Here is a 14,843-nt window from a genome sequence, read left to right on the forward strand (position 1 = left end):
CGATCGTCAAACCCCCCGGAGGCTCACGGCGGGCCCCCCGGCCCGCCGCCCCCGATTCCCCCTCGTGCGCACCCCCCAGCGCGCCGTCTCGATGACTCCCGACATGAGACTAGGCACTGAACATGACACCCAGGCGCAGTCCAGATAAAAAGCACGTTTCTCAAGGCATAGCAGAGCAACCGGAATTGACGGTACTCCGGCCCCTTCAGGGACGAACCGTACCCAACTGCTCCGCCAGCTCGACCGGGTCTGTCGTAGGCCGCGCGCAGACGAAATGTCGACAGACGTACGCCGTGGGAAGGTCGCGTACGAGTGTGCGCTCGGCCAGGAGGGGGAACTCACCCCCACTGCCGTCCTCCGCCCGCGGCAGCCCGACGGCCACCACAGCCCCAGGAGCCGTCCCCAGCAACGCGGTCCGGTGCAGCTCCGCCCGCGCCTCGTCCTCCGGATGCCCGACGACCGCCACCTCGCGCGGACCGTCCAGCAGCGCCTCGGCGACCGCCAGCCCGTGCCCGATGAAGCGCGGGGCGCGCGGACCCAGCGCGTGCACCACCCCGAGCGCCCTCTCGGCCGCCGTCCGGTGCGCCTCCGAGCCGGTGTGCGCGGCGTACGAGAGCAGGGCGCCGGCCGCGGCGGTCCAGCCCGAGGGGGCCGCGGAGTCGGTGGGGTCCTGCGGCCGCCTGATCAGCGGCTCGGCGTCGTGCGCGGTGTCGTAGAGCGAGCCGTCCTCGGCGGCGAACCGGTCCAGGACCAGGTCCGCGAGGAACCCGGCGAACTCCAGCCAGACCCCCTCCCCGGTGACGGAGGCCAGGGCCAGGAAGCCCTCCGCCACGTCGCCGTAGTCCTCCAGCACCCCGGCGTTGACCCCGACCTGACCGTCCTTGCTGGTCCGGGCCAGCCGGGCACGGCCGTCCATGTGCAGCCTGACCAGCAGATCGGCGGCCTCGGTCGCCCGCTCGACGAGGTCGGGCCGCTCGAAGTACGCACCGCACTCCGCGAGCGCGGCGATCGCCAGCCCGTTCCAGGCCGCGACGATCTTGTCGTCCCGCCCGGGCGCGGGCCGCGCCGCCCGCGCCGTGAGGAGGCGCTCCTTGATGTCCGCGATGCGCCCGGCCTCCACGACGGGGCCGTCCTGGGGCAGTTGGAGCACCGACTTGCCGTGCTCGAAGGTGCCTTCCGCGGTCACCCCGAAGTATTCGGCCGCCACATCCCCGTCGGCCTCCCCCAGCACCTCGCGCAGCTCGGCGGGGGTCCAGGCGTAGTACGCCCCCTCCACGTGCGCACCGGTCAGCGGGTCCTCGCTGTCCGCGTCGAGGGCGGAGGCGAAGCCGCCCTGCTCCGTACGCAGCTCCCGGACCATGAAGTCGGCCGTCTCCAGGGCGACCCGGCGCGCGAGGTCCGACCCGGTCGCCCGCCACAGGTGCGCGTACACCCGGCAGAGCAGCGCGTTGTCATAAAGCATCTTTTCGAAGTGCGGAACGACCCACTCCCGGTCCACGGAGTACCGGGCGAACCCGCCGCCGAGCTGGTCGTAGATCCCGCCGCGGGCCATCGCCTCACAGGTGTCGGCGGCCATCTGCAGCGCCCCCTCGGACCCGGTGCGCGCGTGATGGCGCAGCAGGAACTCCAGCACCATGGACGGCGGGAACTTCGGCGCACCGCCGAACCCGCCGCGCGTGGCGTCGTACTCCCGCGTCAGTCCCAGCAACGCCTGCGCCAGCTCCTCGGGGCCGGGCGTGCCGGCCTTCCCGTAGTCCAGCTGACGCCCGGCCAGATCCCGCACGATCCGCTGCGCCACCTCGGCGACCTCCTCGGGCCGCCCGGCCCAGGCGCTCCGCACGCCTTCGAGGACCTGCATGAAGGAGGGCATCCCGTGCCGGGGCTCGGGCGGGAAGTAGGTCCCGAAGTAGAACGGTTCGGCGTCCGCGGTGAGGAACACGGTCATCGGCCACCCGCCCTGCCCGGTGGCGGCCTGCACGGCCTCCATGTACACGGCGTCGATGTCGGGCCGCTCCTCGCGGTCCACCTTGATGTTGACGAAGTGTTCGTTCATGTACGCGGCAGTCAGCTCGTCCTCGAAGCTCTCGATCGCGAGTACATGACACCAATGACAACTGCTGTACCCTACACTCAAAAGGACCGGCACGCCCCGCTCCCGCGCCTCAGCAAAGGCCTCCGGCGACCACGGCCACCAGTCGACGGGGTTGTCAGCATGCTGAAGGAGATACGGCGAGGTCTCGTTCGCGAGGCGGTTCGGCATGGGCCCATCCTGCCGCACATGCCGAACTCCGCCTCATGACCGGGCCATCAGACCGCCGGTTCGGTGACCCCGATACGATCGGCCCACTTCCACACCGGGACCACACGGGAATGGTCCCAAGTCGCGCGACCCTTCTTGCCCGGCCGGATCTCCAGGCAGGTGAATACCGAGGCGATCACTCTGCGCTTCTCGTCGAATCCCATCTCCCCCGACTGCCAACGCAGCCGGATCGGCTCAGGAAGACGCACCTTCCCTCGCCCGTCGACCGGAAACAGCAGCGTCTCAATGGCCTCCTCCACCAGCGGTCCGCTGTACGGATCGCGTAGGCCGTCCCGGTCCACGTACACACGCCCCGGCGCCGACGTCAGCGCGGCCATGAAGCGGATGAGTCCTCTGGCCTGCGGTAGAGACGGTCGTCCGCGACGGCGACCACACCCCGCAGCGGCCCGGCGGTGAAGGCGTGGCCTCGGTGGAGGTCGGCGAGGAGGTGGTCGAAGGCGGGCCGGTCCCGGTCGTCCTTGGTCGCGTTGCGTGCGTTGTCCGTGTAGGTGGCGACCACGACGCAGCCGTGCTCACTTGCCGTCCGCTCGTTGATGCGGTGCTGGTTGCCTACGCCGCGTGCGTCACGCTGCGGCGTGTCCTGCGAGGTACGTGCGTACGAGGCGACCGGGATGGGGCCCGCCTCGGTGGTCTGCGGTATGTCGGCCATGACCCGCCGCCCTTTCGAGAGTTCGTCCGATGGTCGCGTTAACGGACGGGCCGACGATCGGGTTACGCGCTGATCAGCGGCGAAGGAGCGGGGTCAGGTCGTGGGTCCAGGTGGTGCGGGTACGGGTCCAGGTGGCGGTGCAGTGGGTGCGGGCCGGGGTGGCCAGGGCCGGGTGGCGGGTGGGGGCGGCGCCGTAGACGGCGCAGCGGTGGGATTCCGCGCGGGCGGTGTCCGGGGCGTGTTCGTCACCGGGGTCGGGGGCGGGGTCCTCCGCCGCGGCCAGCTCGTAGGCGCGGGCGGCGGTCAGGAGGGTGTGTTCGCCCTCGGGTTGGCCGCGCAGCAGCATCAGCTGGGCGAAGCGGTCGGCGGCGTCCTCCTCGGCTCGGTCCCCGTCGACGGGGAGGTCCAGGGCGTCCACCAGGGCGTGGCCCGCCTCGTGGAGGAGGGTCTCCCGCACGACCTCGGAGAGGTCGTCGTCCGGGTTGCGGGACCCGCCGCGCTCGAAGAGCTCGCGCTCCTCGGCCAGGTCGTCGTAGCAGAGCTCGATGCGGTGCCCGGCCGGGTCGTAGCCGCTGCCCTCGCCGGCGCAGGAGCGGGCGACGACGGTGACGCGGTACGGCAGGTCGACGTAGGAGTTGAGGTCGGCGAGGGTGGACTCGGCCAGGGCCCGGTCCTTCAGGAAGCGGGAGCCGTCCCGGTCGGCGGCGGCGGGCTGCTCGTAGCTGAGCACGAAGTCCTGCCTGCCGGAGGGCTCCGCCCGGCATCCGGCCGCCGACAGCAGCAGCGCCGCCGCGGCCGCGCAGGCGGCGGCCCGCGCGATCCCCCGCCACCGTGCGGCGCTCATGCCCGGGCGCTGACGTGCGTGGGGGAGCTTCCGGCGGAGTCGGGTGAGCTCGTCGTCGCGGCGGGCCGGGGACCAGCAGCAGGGCGCCGAGAAGGGCTTGCTCGGCGTAGCGGACCACTGGCATCGGCGCCGGGTCCTCGGGCAGTTCCTCGGCGTCCGGGGTGGGGACGTGCTGGTCCTGCGGCGCATGCTCTGCCGCCCGCTCGACGGTCGTCACTCCTGCGACCGAGCCGGGAACGCGGTCCGGCCGGCGACGGCGTACGCAGACGGCTCCCGGGCATCACCCCCACCAGGACCCTGCATGGGAGCGGTCCACCGGCGTTTCGCCCACCGGAGCCGGGACCGGGTCCGGGCCCGAATCGACAGGGGCAATGGGCCGCGGGACGATGGAAAGACATGAGGTCCCTCAGGGCCGCTACGGATGGGGTCGGCAGCCGTACGAGGTCGGGGCCGTGGATGGTCCCACCGCTCGGGGGTCTCCTCAGCGGACTGCCTCCTCGGGCTCGATCCGGCAGGGGCGTTGACGAGACGCGGATGCCCGTGCACCGCCGTGGCCATCCGCGCGTTCATCCTCTCCGTCCCGTGCCTGATTGTGCGGGCTCTGCCACTGGAGGGAAAGAAAAGTGAAGAGAAAGATTCGCACGGCCGTACTGGCTCCGCTGACCGTCTCGTCGCTGCTGCTCGGGTCTGTGGCGCTCACCTCGAACGCGGCGCAGGCAGTGCCCTCCGCCAGCTGCACGGTGAAGGAAAGCGCTACGGCGGGCAGGTTCGACGTCACGGGCAAGGGCTTCCAGCCAGGGAAGGCCGTGCTCCTCGAGAGCCGCAACGGCACCTCGACCTCGACGGCGAATGCCAAGGGCGAGGTATCGTCCACGGGCTTCTTCACCTCGCCCGCGGTCACAGCAGTCCAGTTCGGTACTGCTGAGGTCACCTGCGGCACGGTCCAGGAGACCGAGCAGAAGGACGCCCAGGACCAGTACCGCAAGGGCTTCCGGCAGGGTCTCGCCGACACGAAGGAAGACTGCAAGAAGGAACCGCCCAAGCAGGGCGTGGCCCCGCTGGACCCGAACTTCGAGAAGGGCTACAACGCGGGAGCGGCGGCAGCACTTGCGTCGGCGGACTGCAAGGGCTAGAACCCGGGCCGCAAGCGGTTCGAAACCGCCCGCGCCCACAGCATCACCCGGCCGGTTCGGCCGGAAGGCCCAGGTCGGACGCCACTCCGGCCCGGGCCTCGCGCTTGCTGAGCGTGTGCGCCCGGGCGATTCCGCCGTTCGGCGCGGGGGGACCGGCCGCGCGGTGCGCCCGCCGCGGAGCACGGTTGTCGCACGTATCTCCCGTACCGTCATGAGGGCCTCGATCCATGCGAGTTGGAAGGTTTCCACCCGACTGCACGGAGGTCGGGCGCTCCCTCTGAAGAAGCTCAAGTTCCCTCGCGCTCGCGACCGTCCCGCAGGACACTTGGGGCTCGTTGCCGGAGCTCTCTGAGGGGGATGCCGATGCGGGACAGCCATCGCGGTGAGGCCGAGCGGCTGTTGGGTCGGGCCGTGGAGGAGGAGGCCCAGCGGGGGGCGGGCGGCGCGGGCGGGCCCGGGGCGCCGGTCGACCGGGCGGCCCTGCTGGCGCGCGGCAAGGAGGCCCTGGACGCCCTCGCGGCGAGTGCGGCGCCCGAGTACGAGGCCTACGTGCGGGCCCTGGACGAGGCGGCGGCCGGGAACGAGTCGCTGGGTGAGGCCTGGGGCCGCAACAGCGCCTCGACGGCCCTGCTCGTGACGGCGGTTGCGGCGGCGGCCGCCGTCGGGGCGGACCTGGCGCTCGGGGTCGCGGCCGGTACGGCGCTGACCGCGGGAGCCGTGGCGGGCGTCGCGGGGGCGGCGGCCACGGTGGCGAAGGTGACGGCCCTGCACCTGCCGGCCGCGAACCGGCGGGCCGGCGAGCTGGGCCGGCCCGGCGGCCCCGAGCAGCTGAAGCTCCAGTGGCTGTCGGCGCTGGAGGTGCGCGGGATCCGGCCGTTCCTGGAGCAGCAGCGCGCGGTGGCGGCCGCGGCGCGGGCGCCCCGCCCGGCGCCCCGGGCGGCCTCGCCGCAGCTGCGCGGTACGGACCGCAGCGCGGAGGCCCGGCGGCGCAGCGTACTGGAGCAGTCCTTCGGGCAACTTCCGGACGCTGCCGGGGTGTTCGTGGGCCGACGGGCGGAGCTGACCCGGATCGCGCAATGGGTGCAGGCGGCGCGGGCCAGTACGGAGACCCGCCCGGTGGTGGTGGTCCTGCACGGCGAGCCGGGGGTGGGCCGCACTGCTCTGGCCCTGCGGGCGGCGCACGGGCTGCGGGACCAGTTCCGGGGCGCGTGCGTGGTGGACCTGCGGGGCGGTTCGCCCAGTGGGGAGGCCCCGCTGTCGACGCGGGAGGCGCTGCTGCACCTGTTGAACCGGCTGGGCGCGCCGCGCGAGCAGCTGTTGTTCCGCGAGGGTGCCTCGGCGGAGCAGCAGGTGCGGCGGCTCGGGGAGCTGTACCACCAGCATCTTCAGGGGCTGCCGGTGACGGTGGTGCTCGATGACGCGGTGGACGTGGCGCAGGTGCGGCTGCTGGTGCCGGAGCGGTCCGAGAGCCTGGTGCTGGTGACGGCGCGGGAGCCGATGGAGCTTCCGGCGGAGCTGGCGGCGTGGGTGCACCAGCTGCCGGTGGAGCGGCTGGCGGAGGCGGATGCGGCGGAACTGGTACGGGGTACGGGTGGCCCGGGTACGGGTACGCCGGCTACGGGTGCGGGCTCGCCGGGTTCGGTCCCGCCCGGGCAGGCGGCAGCGGCGCCGGGCGCGGATGTCCCGGCCGCCGTGCTGGAGTCGGGCGCCGGGCTTCCGCTCGCGCTGCGGATGCTGGCCCCGCTGGCCCGCGCGGGCGAGGCCCCCGGGGCCGCGGGCGGAACGGCGGAGGTCCACCCGGTGGAGCGTGCGCTCCGCGCGGCCGACGCACGGCTGGCCGAGCCCGCACGGCAACTGCTGCGGCGGCTTCCGCTGGCCGGCCGGGCCTCCCTCGGCGGGGCGGCGGCGGCCGCGCTGGCCGGCGTACCGGAGCAGGCGGCCCTGCGGACGCTGGAGGAGCTGTGGGAGGCCGGGCTGATCGAGCGGGTGCGCGGGCAGCGGTTCCGGATGCACGACGCGGTGCGCGCGTACGCGGCGGCGCGGCTGGCGGCTGAGGAGGACCGGGCCGATTCCGCGGCGGCGCACGGGCGGCTGATCCGCACGTACGCGCAGCTCGCGGACTCGGTGATCCGGATGGTCGACGGGAAGATGTCGACGCGGGCGGATCAGTTCGGCGGCCACGGTTTCACCTCGCTGGACGCGGCGCTGCGCTGGCTGGACGACGAGTCCAGCTTCATCACGGCGGCGCTGCGGCACACGGAGGGCGTGGACCAGCAGGCGGTACTGGACCTGCTGGGGGCGCTGTGCGACTTCTGCCTGCTGCGCGGGGACCTGTACCGGCTCGGTGAGATCGACGAGCTGACGCAGGCGGTCGCTGCCGCGGCCGGGGCGGACGGGGGGAACGGCGCGGCCGGCGGCGGGCAGCAGGGTCGGCTGGTGCGGTCGGTGCGGTGGCGGACCGGTATCGCGGCGCGCCAGCTGGGCGAGCTGGACAAGGCGCGGACCACGCTGACCTCGGTGGTCGACGAGTACATGGAGGCGCATCAGGAGGCGGGCGCGGCGATGGCGCTGGTCTCGCTCGGGATCACCCTCCACCACCAGGGGAACCTTCCGGAGGCGGCGGTCCGCATCCGGGAGGCGCTCGTGCTCCAGGAGCCGCCGGAGCTGGCGGGCGACCGGGCGTGGGGGCTGCACGCGCTGGCGGCGGTGGAGCGGGACCTCGCGCACCTCGGGGAGGCGACGGCGCTGCTGCACCGCTCGCTGGCGCTGCACCGGGAGAGCGAGAGCGTCCACGGGGAGGCGTGGGCGCACTTCCAGCTGGGTCAGGTCCACCTGCGGCTCGGCCAGGTGGCGGAGGCGGAGGGGGAGCTGCGGCTGGCCCTCGATCTGTACGGGCGCACGCGCGACGACCGCGGTGAGGCGTGGGCGCTGACCCAGCTGGGGCGGGCCCGGGTGGTGGACGGGGATCCGGGGCCGGCGGTGGAGCGGCTGCGCGAGGCGCTGGTCCGGCACCGGGAGGCGGAGGACGCGCGCGGCGAGGCCTGGACGCTGTACTACCTCGGGCAGGCGCTGGAGGAGGGTGGCGAGCGCGATCAGGCGGTGCGGGAGCTGGAGCGGGCCCGGACGATGTTCTCGCGGATGCGTGACGTGTACGGGCTGGCGCACGCGCGGCACCATTCGGGCCGGGTGACGCGCGACCAGCGGGCCGCGCAGACGGGGAACCTGCGCAACTCCGGCTTCGCCCGCCAGCTGCTGGTGGACGCGCGGGCGGACTTCCGGCGGATCGGGCTGGCGCACGGCGAGGCGTGGACCTGCCTGGAGCTGGCGGTGGTGGACGCGGGCAACGCGAAGGTCTCGCAGGCGCTCGGGCTGTGCGAGGAGGCGGTGCGGCTGTTCATCTCGTACGGGGACCGGCGCGGGGAGGACTGGGCCCGCTTCCTGCGGTGCACGCTGCTGCCGTACGCGGTTCCCGCGGCTCCGGAGGAGGCGCGGGCGGAGCTGGCGCGGCTGGCGCAGGCGCCGCATCCGGCGCGGGACGGCCGGCTGGAGGACTGCCTGGAGACGTACGGGGTGATCCTGGGCCGCGGCGTGGACCCGTCGGAGGGCTGGCAGGCGTGGCGTCTGGGGCTCGTCCCGAACCTGCACGCGCGGGAGATCATGGGCGTCCCGGTACCGGCTCCGCCCGCGTGACGCCTGCGGCGGGGCGGGCACGGGCCTGCTGCTGGTCGGCGCCCCCGTAGAGCTGCCGGTCCACGGGGGGCCTACGCGGCCGGTCCGGACAGGGGCCTACGCGGCGGTCCGGACGGGTGCCTACGCGCGGCCGCCCGCCCCGGCCCGTACGGAACCTGCCGCCCCGGCTCGTGCACGGCGAGGCAGGGCGGTGGTCGCGTGCGCGGGACCTACGGGGCCCGGGTGCCTTCGCCGGCGGAAGCGGCGGGGGCCGCCGTCTCCGGGGACTCCTGGAAGTCCACCCGGCCCATGTGCCGGTTCATCGACTTCATCAGGGCCCACACGCCGACGGCCAGGGCCGCGAACACGAGGAAGCCCAGGATTCCGGGGGTCACCTTGTTCTTGTCGAAGGTGTCCCCGGCCAGCGGAAGGAGCTCGGTCAGTGCTGCCTGCGTAGCGCTCATAGCTACGCATTCTCCCGGATGCCCGCGAAGAGGTCGGACTCGGGGAGGGTGGTGTCTACGAGCGACTTCGCCAGCTCGTACTCCTCCGTCGGCCAGACCTCCTTCTGGATGTCCATCGGGACGCGGAACCAGCCGCCGTCCGGGTCGATCTGCGTGGCGTGCGCGATGAGGGCCTTGTCACGGATCTCGAAGAAGTCCGCGCAGGGCACGTGGGTGGTCAGGGTCCGCTCGCTGCGCTCGAACTCCTTCCAGCGCTCCAGCCACTCCCCGTAGGGGGACTCCATGCCGCGCGAGAGCAGTGCCTCGTGCAGGGCGATGGTGCGCGGCTTGTTGAAGCCCTGGTTGTAGTAGAGCTTCTGCGGCTGGTGGGCCGGGCCGAACTCGGCTTCGGGGAACTTGTCGGTGTCGGCCGCGCCGTCGAAGGCCACCATCGAGATCTTGTGGGTCATGATGTGGTCGGGGTGCGGGTAGCCGCCGTTCTCGTCGTAGGTGGTGATGACCTGCGGCTTGAAGGCGCGGATCTTCTTCACCAGCTCGCCGGCGGCCTCGTCCACGTCCGCGAGGGCGAAGCAGCCCTGGGGCAGCGGGGGCAGCGGGTCGCCCTCGGGGAGGCCGGAGTCGACGTATCCGAGCCACTCCTGCTCGATGCCGAGGATCTCGCGGGCCTCGTCCATCTCCTTGGCGCGGACCTCGTGGATGTTCTCCTCGATGTACTTGTCGCCCTGGAGCTTGGGGTTCAGGACGGAGCCGCGCTCGCCACCGGTGCAGGTCACGACCAGCACGGGCACCCCCTCGGACACGTACTTGGCCATGGTGGCCGCGCCCTTGCTCGACTCGTCGTCGGGGTGGGCATGGACGGCCATCAGTCGAAGCTGCTCGGTCAAGACGGGATCCTCTGCAATTCGGCGCGGCGGGCGACTCCTATAGTGACCGAATCGGGGGACGGAAAATTCCTGGGGTGGGTCCGCACGGATCCGGGCCCCGCCCTCTCGGAAGGAACGATCGATGAGCGCGGTACGCGAAGGCCTTCCCGAAGGCCGTTACGGCCGGTCGGCGGACGAGCGTGCCGATCGCAGGCTCAAGGTCGTCGGGGCGGCGCTGGGTGTGGTGCTGCTGGGTGTGGTCGGCTGGATCGGCTGGGGCTACATCGCCGGGAAGTCCGTCAGTGCCGAGGTGATCAAGTTCCAGGTGGTCTCGGACACCGAGGTGAAGGTGCACCTGGAGGTCCGCAAGGAGGCCTCGGTCACCGGGGTGTGCACCCTGAGTTCCCAGGACAAGGAGCACGGCGAGGTGGGCCGTGCGGACTTCACCTTCGCCCAGCCGCAGGGGCGGGTGGACGAGATGGTCTCGCTGAAGACCACCAGCCGCGCCACGATGATCGAGCTGATCGGCTGCCAGCCCGCCGGCTGATTCCCCGGCGAGGCGCCCCCTACGGGTCACCGGCAGGCCCGGGCCGCGGGAGCGGATCCCGTACGGGTGGGCGGCGCCGGAGAGCCCGCCGGACCGGCGGTAACCGCAGGTTTCCCGCCCGTCCGGGCGAGCCGGCGCGGGCCGGTGCGGGGTCGCCTGAGGCCAACATCGCCAGGAACGGTCCTCCCCCTTTTCTTCCCGAATTGTTAGGCTCGTGGTTTCGTCCGCCGCTGGCGGCTATGTAGTCCCCCTGTACCGACGAGGAGCACCCGTGACCCAGACGAGCGAAAGCGTCACCTGGCTGACCCAGGCGGCGTACGACCAGCTGAAGGCGGAGCTGGACTACCTCTCTGGTCCCGCACGCACGGAGATCGCCACCAAGATCGCAGCCGCCCGCGAGGAGGGCGACCTGCGCGAGAACGGCGGTTACCACGCGGCCAAGGAGGAGCAGGGCAAGCAGGAGCTGCGCGTGCGCCAGCTGACGCAGCTGCTGGAGAACGCCAAGGTCGGCACCGCTCCCGCGGCCGACGGTGTGGTCGCTCCCGGCACGCTCGTCAAGATCGCTTTCGATGGCGACGAGAGCGACACCATGGAGTTCCTGCTGGCTTCCCGCGAGTACGCGTCCTCGGACTTCGAGACGTACTCGCCGCAGTCCCCGCTGGGCACCGGAGTGATGGGCAAGGCCATCGGCGAGGACGCCCAGTACGAGCTGCCGAACGGCAAGAAGGCCTCGGTCAAGATCCTCGACGTCAAGCCCTTCACCGGCTGATCACCCTCATCCGCAGACGCACGATGCCCGGCCGGATCCGATCCGGCCGGGCATCGTGCGTGGGGCCCGCGTCCTACGCGGTCGCCGAGCGGTACTTGCGCACCGCGAGGGACCGGAAGAACACGATGATCAGCACCGACCAGAGCACGGACGCGAGGACCGGGTTCTGCATCGGCCAGGCCGCCGGGGCCTCGTATCCCGGCGGGAGGTTGCCGAAGAGCTCGCGCGCCGCCTGGACGGTCGCGCTGAAGGGGTTCCACTCGGCGATGTGCCGCAGGAAGGTCGGCATGTTGTCGGAGGGGACGAATGCGTTCGAGATGAACGTCAGCGGGAAGAGCCAGATCAGCCCGCCCGAGGTGGCCGCCTCCGGGGTGCGCACCGACAGGCCGATCAGGGCGCCGATCCAGGAGAAGGCGTAGCCGAGCAGGAGCAGCAGGCCGAAGCCGGCGAGGACCTCGCCGATGCTGGTGTGGGTGCGCCAGCCGACGAGCACGGCCACGACCGCCAGGACGACGAGGGTGAGCGTGGTCTGGACGAGGTCGGCGAGGGTGCGGCCGGTGAGGACCGCGCCGCGGGCCATGGGCAGCGAGCGGAAGCGGTCGATCAGGCCCTTGTGCATGTCGTCCGCGATGCCGGCGCCCGCGCCGGCCGTGGCGAAGGTGACGGTCTGGGCGAAGATGCCGGCCATCAGGAATTCGCGGTAGGCGGCGGGGGAGGTGTTGCCGCCGACGCTGATCGAGCCGCCGAAGACGTAGCTGAACAGCACGACGAACATCACGGGCTGGATCACGCCGAAGATGATCATCTCGGGGATGCGGGACATGCGGATGAGGTTCCGCTTCGCTATCACCAGGGAGTCGTTGACGCCCTGGACGATGCCTCCGCGCGGTCGCGGTGCCGCAAGTTCCTGATTCGGGGGGGTGCCCGGGGTCGGGGAGGTGCCCGGGTTCGGGGAGGTGATGGTCACTTCGCCGTCTCCTTACGCGCCTTGCTGCCCTTGCTCTTGCCCTTGCCCCTGCCGTCGACGGCGCCGTCCTGCGGCGAGTCGCCGTTCTCCTCCGCGGCGCGCTCGGCCGCGTGGCCGGTCAGGGAGACGAACACGTCGTCGAGGGTGGGCCGGCGCAGGCCGATGTCGTCGATCTCGATGCCGCGGCCGTCCAGCTCGCGGATGACTTCGGCGAGCAGCTTGGCGCCGCCCGCCACGGGCACGGTGAGCTTGCGGGTGTGCTCCTCGACCGTGGTCTCGCCCTTGCCGAAGCCCGCGAGGACTTCGCGCGCGGTGGCCATGTGGTCGCGCTCGTGGACGACGACCTCCACGCGCTCGCCGCCCGTGCGGGCCTTGAGCTGGTCGGAGGTGCCGCGGGCGATGACCTTGCCGTGGTCGACCACGCAGATGTCGTGCGCGAGGTGGTCGGCCTCCTCCAGGTACTGGGTGGTGAGGAGGAGGGTGGTGCCTCCGGCGACCAGTTCCTGGATGATCCCCCACAGCTGCTGGCGGTTGCGCGGGTCGAGTCCGGTGGTCGGCTCGTCCATGAACATCACCGGCGGGCTGACGACGAGGGCGGCCGCGAGGTCGAGGCGCCTGCGCATGCCGCCGGAGTAGGTCTTGGCGGTGCGGTCGGCGGCGTCGGAGAGGTTGAAGCGTTCGAGCAGTTCGTCGGCCCGGGCCTTCGCGGCCTTGGCCTTCATCTGGTAGAGCTGGCCCACCATCTGGAGGTTCTCGCGGCCGGTGAGGTACTCGTCCACGGCGGCGAACTGGCCGGACAGTCCGATGGCGCGGCGGACTTCGTTGGGGTGTTTGAGTACGTCGATGCCGGCGACGACGGCCTTGCCGCTGTCGGGCCGGAGGAGGGTGGTCAGGACGCGTACGGTCGTGGTCTTGCCCGCGCCGTTGGGGCCGAGCAGACCCAGGACGGTGCCTTCGGGGACATCGAGGTCCACGCCGTCCAGAGCCCGTACATCGCCGAAGGTCTTGACCAGGCCTTCGGCGTAGATGGCGCCTGGCATAGGGGTTCTCCCAGTGTGAATCGGGCCGGTGAACCGGCACTTTTCTAGGCAAATCGCATGGGTGCCGAACAGGTCTCGCTCGGCCGTACGGGGGATACCCCGCCGCCCGGCGGCACACTAACGCGTTATATCGCGTCCCGCTACGGAAAGCGCCGCCGCACAACTGCGCGAGGCCTCCCTGAGCGGCCGGTCCGGCCGGACCGCCGCCCTACCCCGTGACCTTGTACCCCGCGCCGTGCAGCGACCGCGCGACCTCCGCGCAGTGTTCCGGGCCCTTCGTCTCCAGGTGCAGTTCCACCTCCACCTCGGTGAGCCCGAGCCGCGGGTCGGTCCGGACGTGACTCACGTCCAGTACGTTCGCGTCCACCACTGACAACACCGCCAGGAGCCCGGCGAGGGCCCCCGGCCGGTCCGCCACGCGCAGCCGCAGCGACAGGTACCGGCCCGCCGCCGCCATGCCGTGGCGCAGGATCCGCTGGAGCAGGAGCGGATCGACGTTCCCGCCGGACAGGACGGCCACCACCGGTCCCCCGCCGTACAGTTCGGGCTCGCTCAGCAGCGCGGCTACCGGGCTGCACCCGGCCGGCTCGACCACCATCTTGGCCCGCTCCAGGCACAGCAGCAGGGCGCTGGAGAGCGCGTCCTCGGAGACGGTACGCACGTCGTCGAGCAGCTCGCCAATGATTTTGAAGGGGATGTCGCCGGGGCGGCCGACCTTGATGCCGTCCGCCATCGTCTGCGGGTCGTCGATCGACACCGGGTGCCCGACCTTGAGCGAGGGCGGGTACGCGGCGGCGCCCGCCGCCTGGACCCCGACGACCCGCACGTCGGGCCGCAGCGCCTTCACTGCGACCGCGATTCCGGCCGCGAGTCCGCCGCCGCCGATGCCGACGAGGATCGTGCGCACCTCGGGGCACTGCTCCAGGATCTCCAGGCCCACCGTGCCCTGGCCCGCGATGATGTCGTGGTGGTCGAAGGGGTGGATGAACACCGCCCCGGTGCGGTCCGCGTACTCCTGGGCGGCGGCGAGGGTCTCGTCGACGACCTGGCCGTGCATCCGCACCTCGGCGCCGTACTCCTGGGTGGCGGCGACCTTCGGCAGCGGCGCCCCGACGGGCATGAACACCGTGGAGCGGACCCCGAGGAGCGAGGAGGCGAGGGCCACGCCCTGCGCGTGGTTGCCCGCGCTGGCCGCCACGACACCGGCGGCCCGCTGCTCGGGACGCAGGCCCGCGATGCGTACGTAGGCTCCGCGCAGCTTGAAGGAGCCGGTGCGCTGGAGGTTCTCGCACTTGAAGTGGACCGGTGAGCCGGTGAGGGAGGAGAGGTGCCGGCTGCCCTCGATGGCCGTGACCCGGGAGACGCCGGAGAGCATCTTCTGAGCCCCCCGGACGTCGTCGAGGATGACCTGCGGAACGGGCTGGGGCACTCGGTAGTTCATGCGGCCAGTCTCGCAGCCGGTCCGCTGCGCGGCGCGGGGCAGCGGCGCCGGCCAGGCCCGTCCCGCCCCAGCCGGCCCCGGCCGGCCCCGGCCGGCCCCGACCAGCCCCCTCCAGCCCCGCCGGCGTTTGAGTCGCG

13 protein-coding genes are annotated in these 14,843 nt (G+C 72.5%); 4 read left to right on the forward strand and 9 right to left on the reverse strand.

Going from position 1 to position 14,843, the window contains the following annotated elements:
- Nucleotides 1–205: 205 nt before the first annotated feature.
- The 4 genes from AB0D94_RS33025 to AB0D94_RS33040 form a co-directional block, all read right to left on the reverse strand.
- Nucleotides 206–2,260: a thioredoxin domain-containing protein gene (locus AB0D94_RS33025; RefSeq protein WP_362059775.1), complete on the reverse strand. Its 2,055-nt coding sequence runs from the start codon at nucleotides 2,258–2,260 to the stop codon at nucleotides 206–208.
- Between the two features lie 47 nt (nucleotides 2,261–2,307).
- The gene (locus AB0D94_RS33030; protein WP_362059778.1) at nucleotides 2,308–2,637 is read right to left on the reverse strand and encodes a hypothetical protein; all 330 of its coding nucleotides are present in this window, start codon (nucleotides 2,635–2,637) and stop codon (nucleotides 2,308–2,310) included.
- Nucleotides 2,625–2,969 carry a recombinase family protein gene (locus tag AB0D94_RS33035; protein ID WP_362059781.1) on the reverse strand — a complete coding sequence of 115 codons (345 nt, stop codon included), beginning with the start codon at nucleotides 2,967–2,969 and terminating at the stop codon, nucleotides 2,625–2,627. Before AB0D94_RS33035 ends, AB0D94_RS33030 begins: the two co-directional genes overlap by 13 nt.
- Before the next feature lie 73 nt (nucleotides 2,970–3,042).
- A complete protein-coding gene (locus AB0D94_RS33040; RefSeq protein ID WP_362059784.1) occupies nucleotides 3,043–3,813 on the reverse strand; it encodes a DUF4344 domain-containing metallopeptidase in 771 nt (256 codons plus the stop codon).
- A 623-nt stretch (nucleotides 3,814–4,436) separates the two neighbouring features.
- Here AB0D94_RS33040 and AB0D94_RS33045 point away from each other — a divergent pair.
- Both AB0D94_RS33045 and AB0D94_RS33050 read left to right on the forward strand, forming a co-directional pair.
- Complete coding sequence (locus AB0D94_RS33045; RefSeq protein ID WP_362059787.1) at nucleotides 4,437–4,946, forward strand: hypothetical protein; 510 nt, start codon at nucleotides 4,437–4,439, stop codon at nucleotides 4,944–4,946.
- Nucleotides 4,947–5,309: 363 nt separating this feature from the next.
- Nucleotides 5,310–8,636 carry a tetratricopeptide repeat protein gene (locus tag AB0D94_RS33050; RefSeq protein WP_362059790.1) on the forward strand — a complete coding sequence of 1,109 codons (3,327 nt, stop codon included), beginning with the start codon at nucleotides 5,310–5,312 and terminating at the stop codon, nucleotides 8,634–8,636.
- Nucleotides 8,637–8,845: 209 nt separating this feature from the next.
- Here the strand turns inward: AB0D94_RS33050 and AB0D94_RS33055 are convergent, their stop codons facing one another.
- Nucleotides 8,846–9,079: a hypothetical protein gene (locus AB0D94_RS33055; RefSeq protein WP_362059793.1), complete on the reverse strand. Its 234-nt coding sequence runs from the start codon at nucleotides 9,077–9,079 to the stop codon at nucleotides 8,846–8,848.
- Between the two features lie 2 nt (nucleotides 9,080–9,081).
- Entirely contained in the window at nucleotides 9,082–9,963 is an 882-nt protein-coding gene (gene mca, locus AB0D94_RS33060) for a mycothiol conjugate amidase Mca (RefSeq protein ID WP_362059796.1), read from the reverse strand.
- 121 nt (nucleotides 9,964–10,084) lie between these two features.
- Between mca and AB0D94_RS33065 the strand changes: the two genes are divergently transcribed.
- Nucleotides 10,085–10,489 carry a DUF4307 domain-containing protein gene (locus tag AB0D94_RS33065; protein WP_362059799.1) on the forward strand — a complete coding sequence of 135 codons (405 nt, stop codon included), beginning with the start codon at nucleotides 10,085–10,087 and terminating at the stop codon, nucleotides 10,487–10,489.
- A gap of 271 nt (nucleotides 10,490–10,760) precedes the next feature.
- A complete protein-coding gene (gene greA, locus AB0D94_RS33070; protein ID WP_362059802.1) occupies nucleotides 10,761–11,258 on the forward strand; it encodes a transcription elongation factor GreA in 498 nt (165 codons plus the stop codon).
- Between the two features lie 73 nt (nucleotides 11,259–11,331).
- Here greA and AB0D94_RS33075 read toward each other — a convergent pair whose 3' ends face one another.
- From AB0D94_RS33075 to ilvA, 3 genes are all read right to left on the reverse strand, one after another.
- Nucleotides 11,332–12,135, reverse strand: coding sequence for an ABC transporter permease (locus AB0D94_RS33075; RefSeq protein WP_362059814.1), 804 nt, complete (start codon nucleotides 12,133–12,135; stop codon nucleotides 11,332–11,334).
- A gap of 86 nt (nucleotides 12,136–12,221) precedes the next feature.
- The gene (locus AB0D94_RS33080) at nucleotides 12,222–13,265 is read right to left on the reverse strand and encodes an ATP-binding cassette domain-containing protein (RefSeq protein ID WP_362059805.1); all 1,044 of its coding nucleotides are present in this window, start codon (nucleotides 13,263–13,265) and stop codon (nucleotides 12,222–12,224) included.
- A gap of 208 nt (nucleotides 13,266–13,473) precedes the next feature.
- Nucleotides 13,474–14,706, reverse strand: a complete 1,233-nt coding sequence (gene ilvA, locus AB0D94_RS33085) for a threonine ammonia-lyase (RefSeq protein WP_362059808.1) — start codon at nucleotides 14,704–14,706, stop codon at nucleotides 13,474–13,476.
- Nucleotides 14,707–14,843: the final 137 nt, after the last annotated feature.

Origin of the sequence: Streptomyces sp. NPDC048255 (assembly GCF_040652415.1) — a bacterium.
In the GTDB taxonomy this organism is placed as follows: Bacteria; Actinomycetota; Actinomycetes; order Streptomycetales; family Streptomycetaceae; genus Streptomyces.

Bases quoted from the DNA above. Each gene is read 5' to 3' on its own strand.
- AB0D94_RS33025 (WP_362059775.1), bottom strand. From the start codon at position 2,260: ATGCCGAACCGCCTCGCGAACGAGACCTCGCCGTATCTCCTTCAGCAT.
- AB0D94_RS33030 (WP_362059778.1), bottom strand. From the start codon at position 2,637: ATGGCCGCGCTGACGTCGGCGCCGGGGCGTGTGTACGTGGACCGGGAC.
- AB0D94_RS33035 (WP_362059781.1), bottom strand. From the start codon at position 2,969: ATGGCCGACATACCGCAGACCACCGAGGCGGGCCCCATCCCGGTCGCC.
- AB0D94_RS33040 (WP_362059784.1), bottom strand. From the start codon at position 3,813: ATGAGCGCCGCACGGTGGCGGGGGATCGCGCGGGCCGCCGCCTGCGCG.
- AB0D94_RS33050 (WP_362059790.1), top strand. From the start codon at position 5,310: ATGCGGGACAGCCATCGCGGTGAGGCCGAGCGGCTGTTGGGTCGGGCC.
- AB0D94_RS33055 (WP_362059793.1), bottom strand. From the start codon at position 9,079: ATGAGCGCTACGCAGGCAGCACTGACCGAGCTCCTTCCGCTGGCCGGG.
- AB0D94_RS33065 (WP_362059799.1), top strand. From the start codon at position 10,085: ATGAGCGCGGTACGCGAAGGCCTTCCCGAAGGCCGTTACGGCCGGTCG.
- AB0D94_RS33080 (WP_362059805.1), bottom strand. From the start codon at position 13,265: ATGCCAGGCGCCATCTACGCCGAAGGCCTGGTCAAGACCTTCGGCGAT.
- ilvA (WP_362059808.1), bottom strand. From the start codon at position 14,706: ATGAACTACCGAGTGCCCCAGCCCGTTCCGCAGGTCATCCTCGACGAC.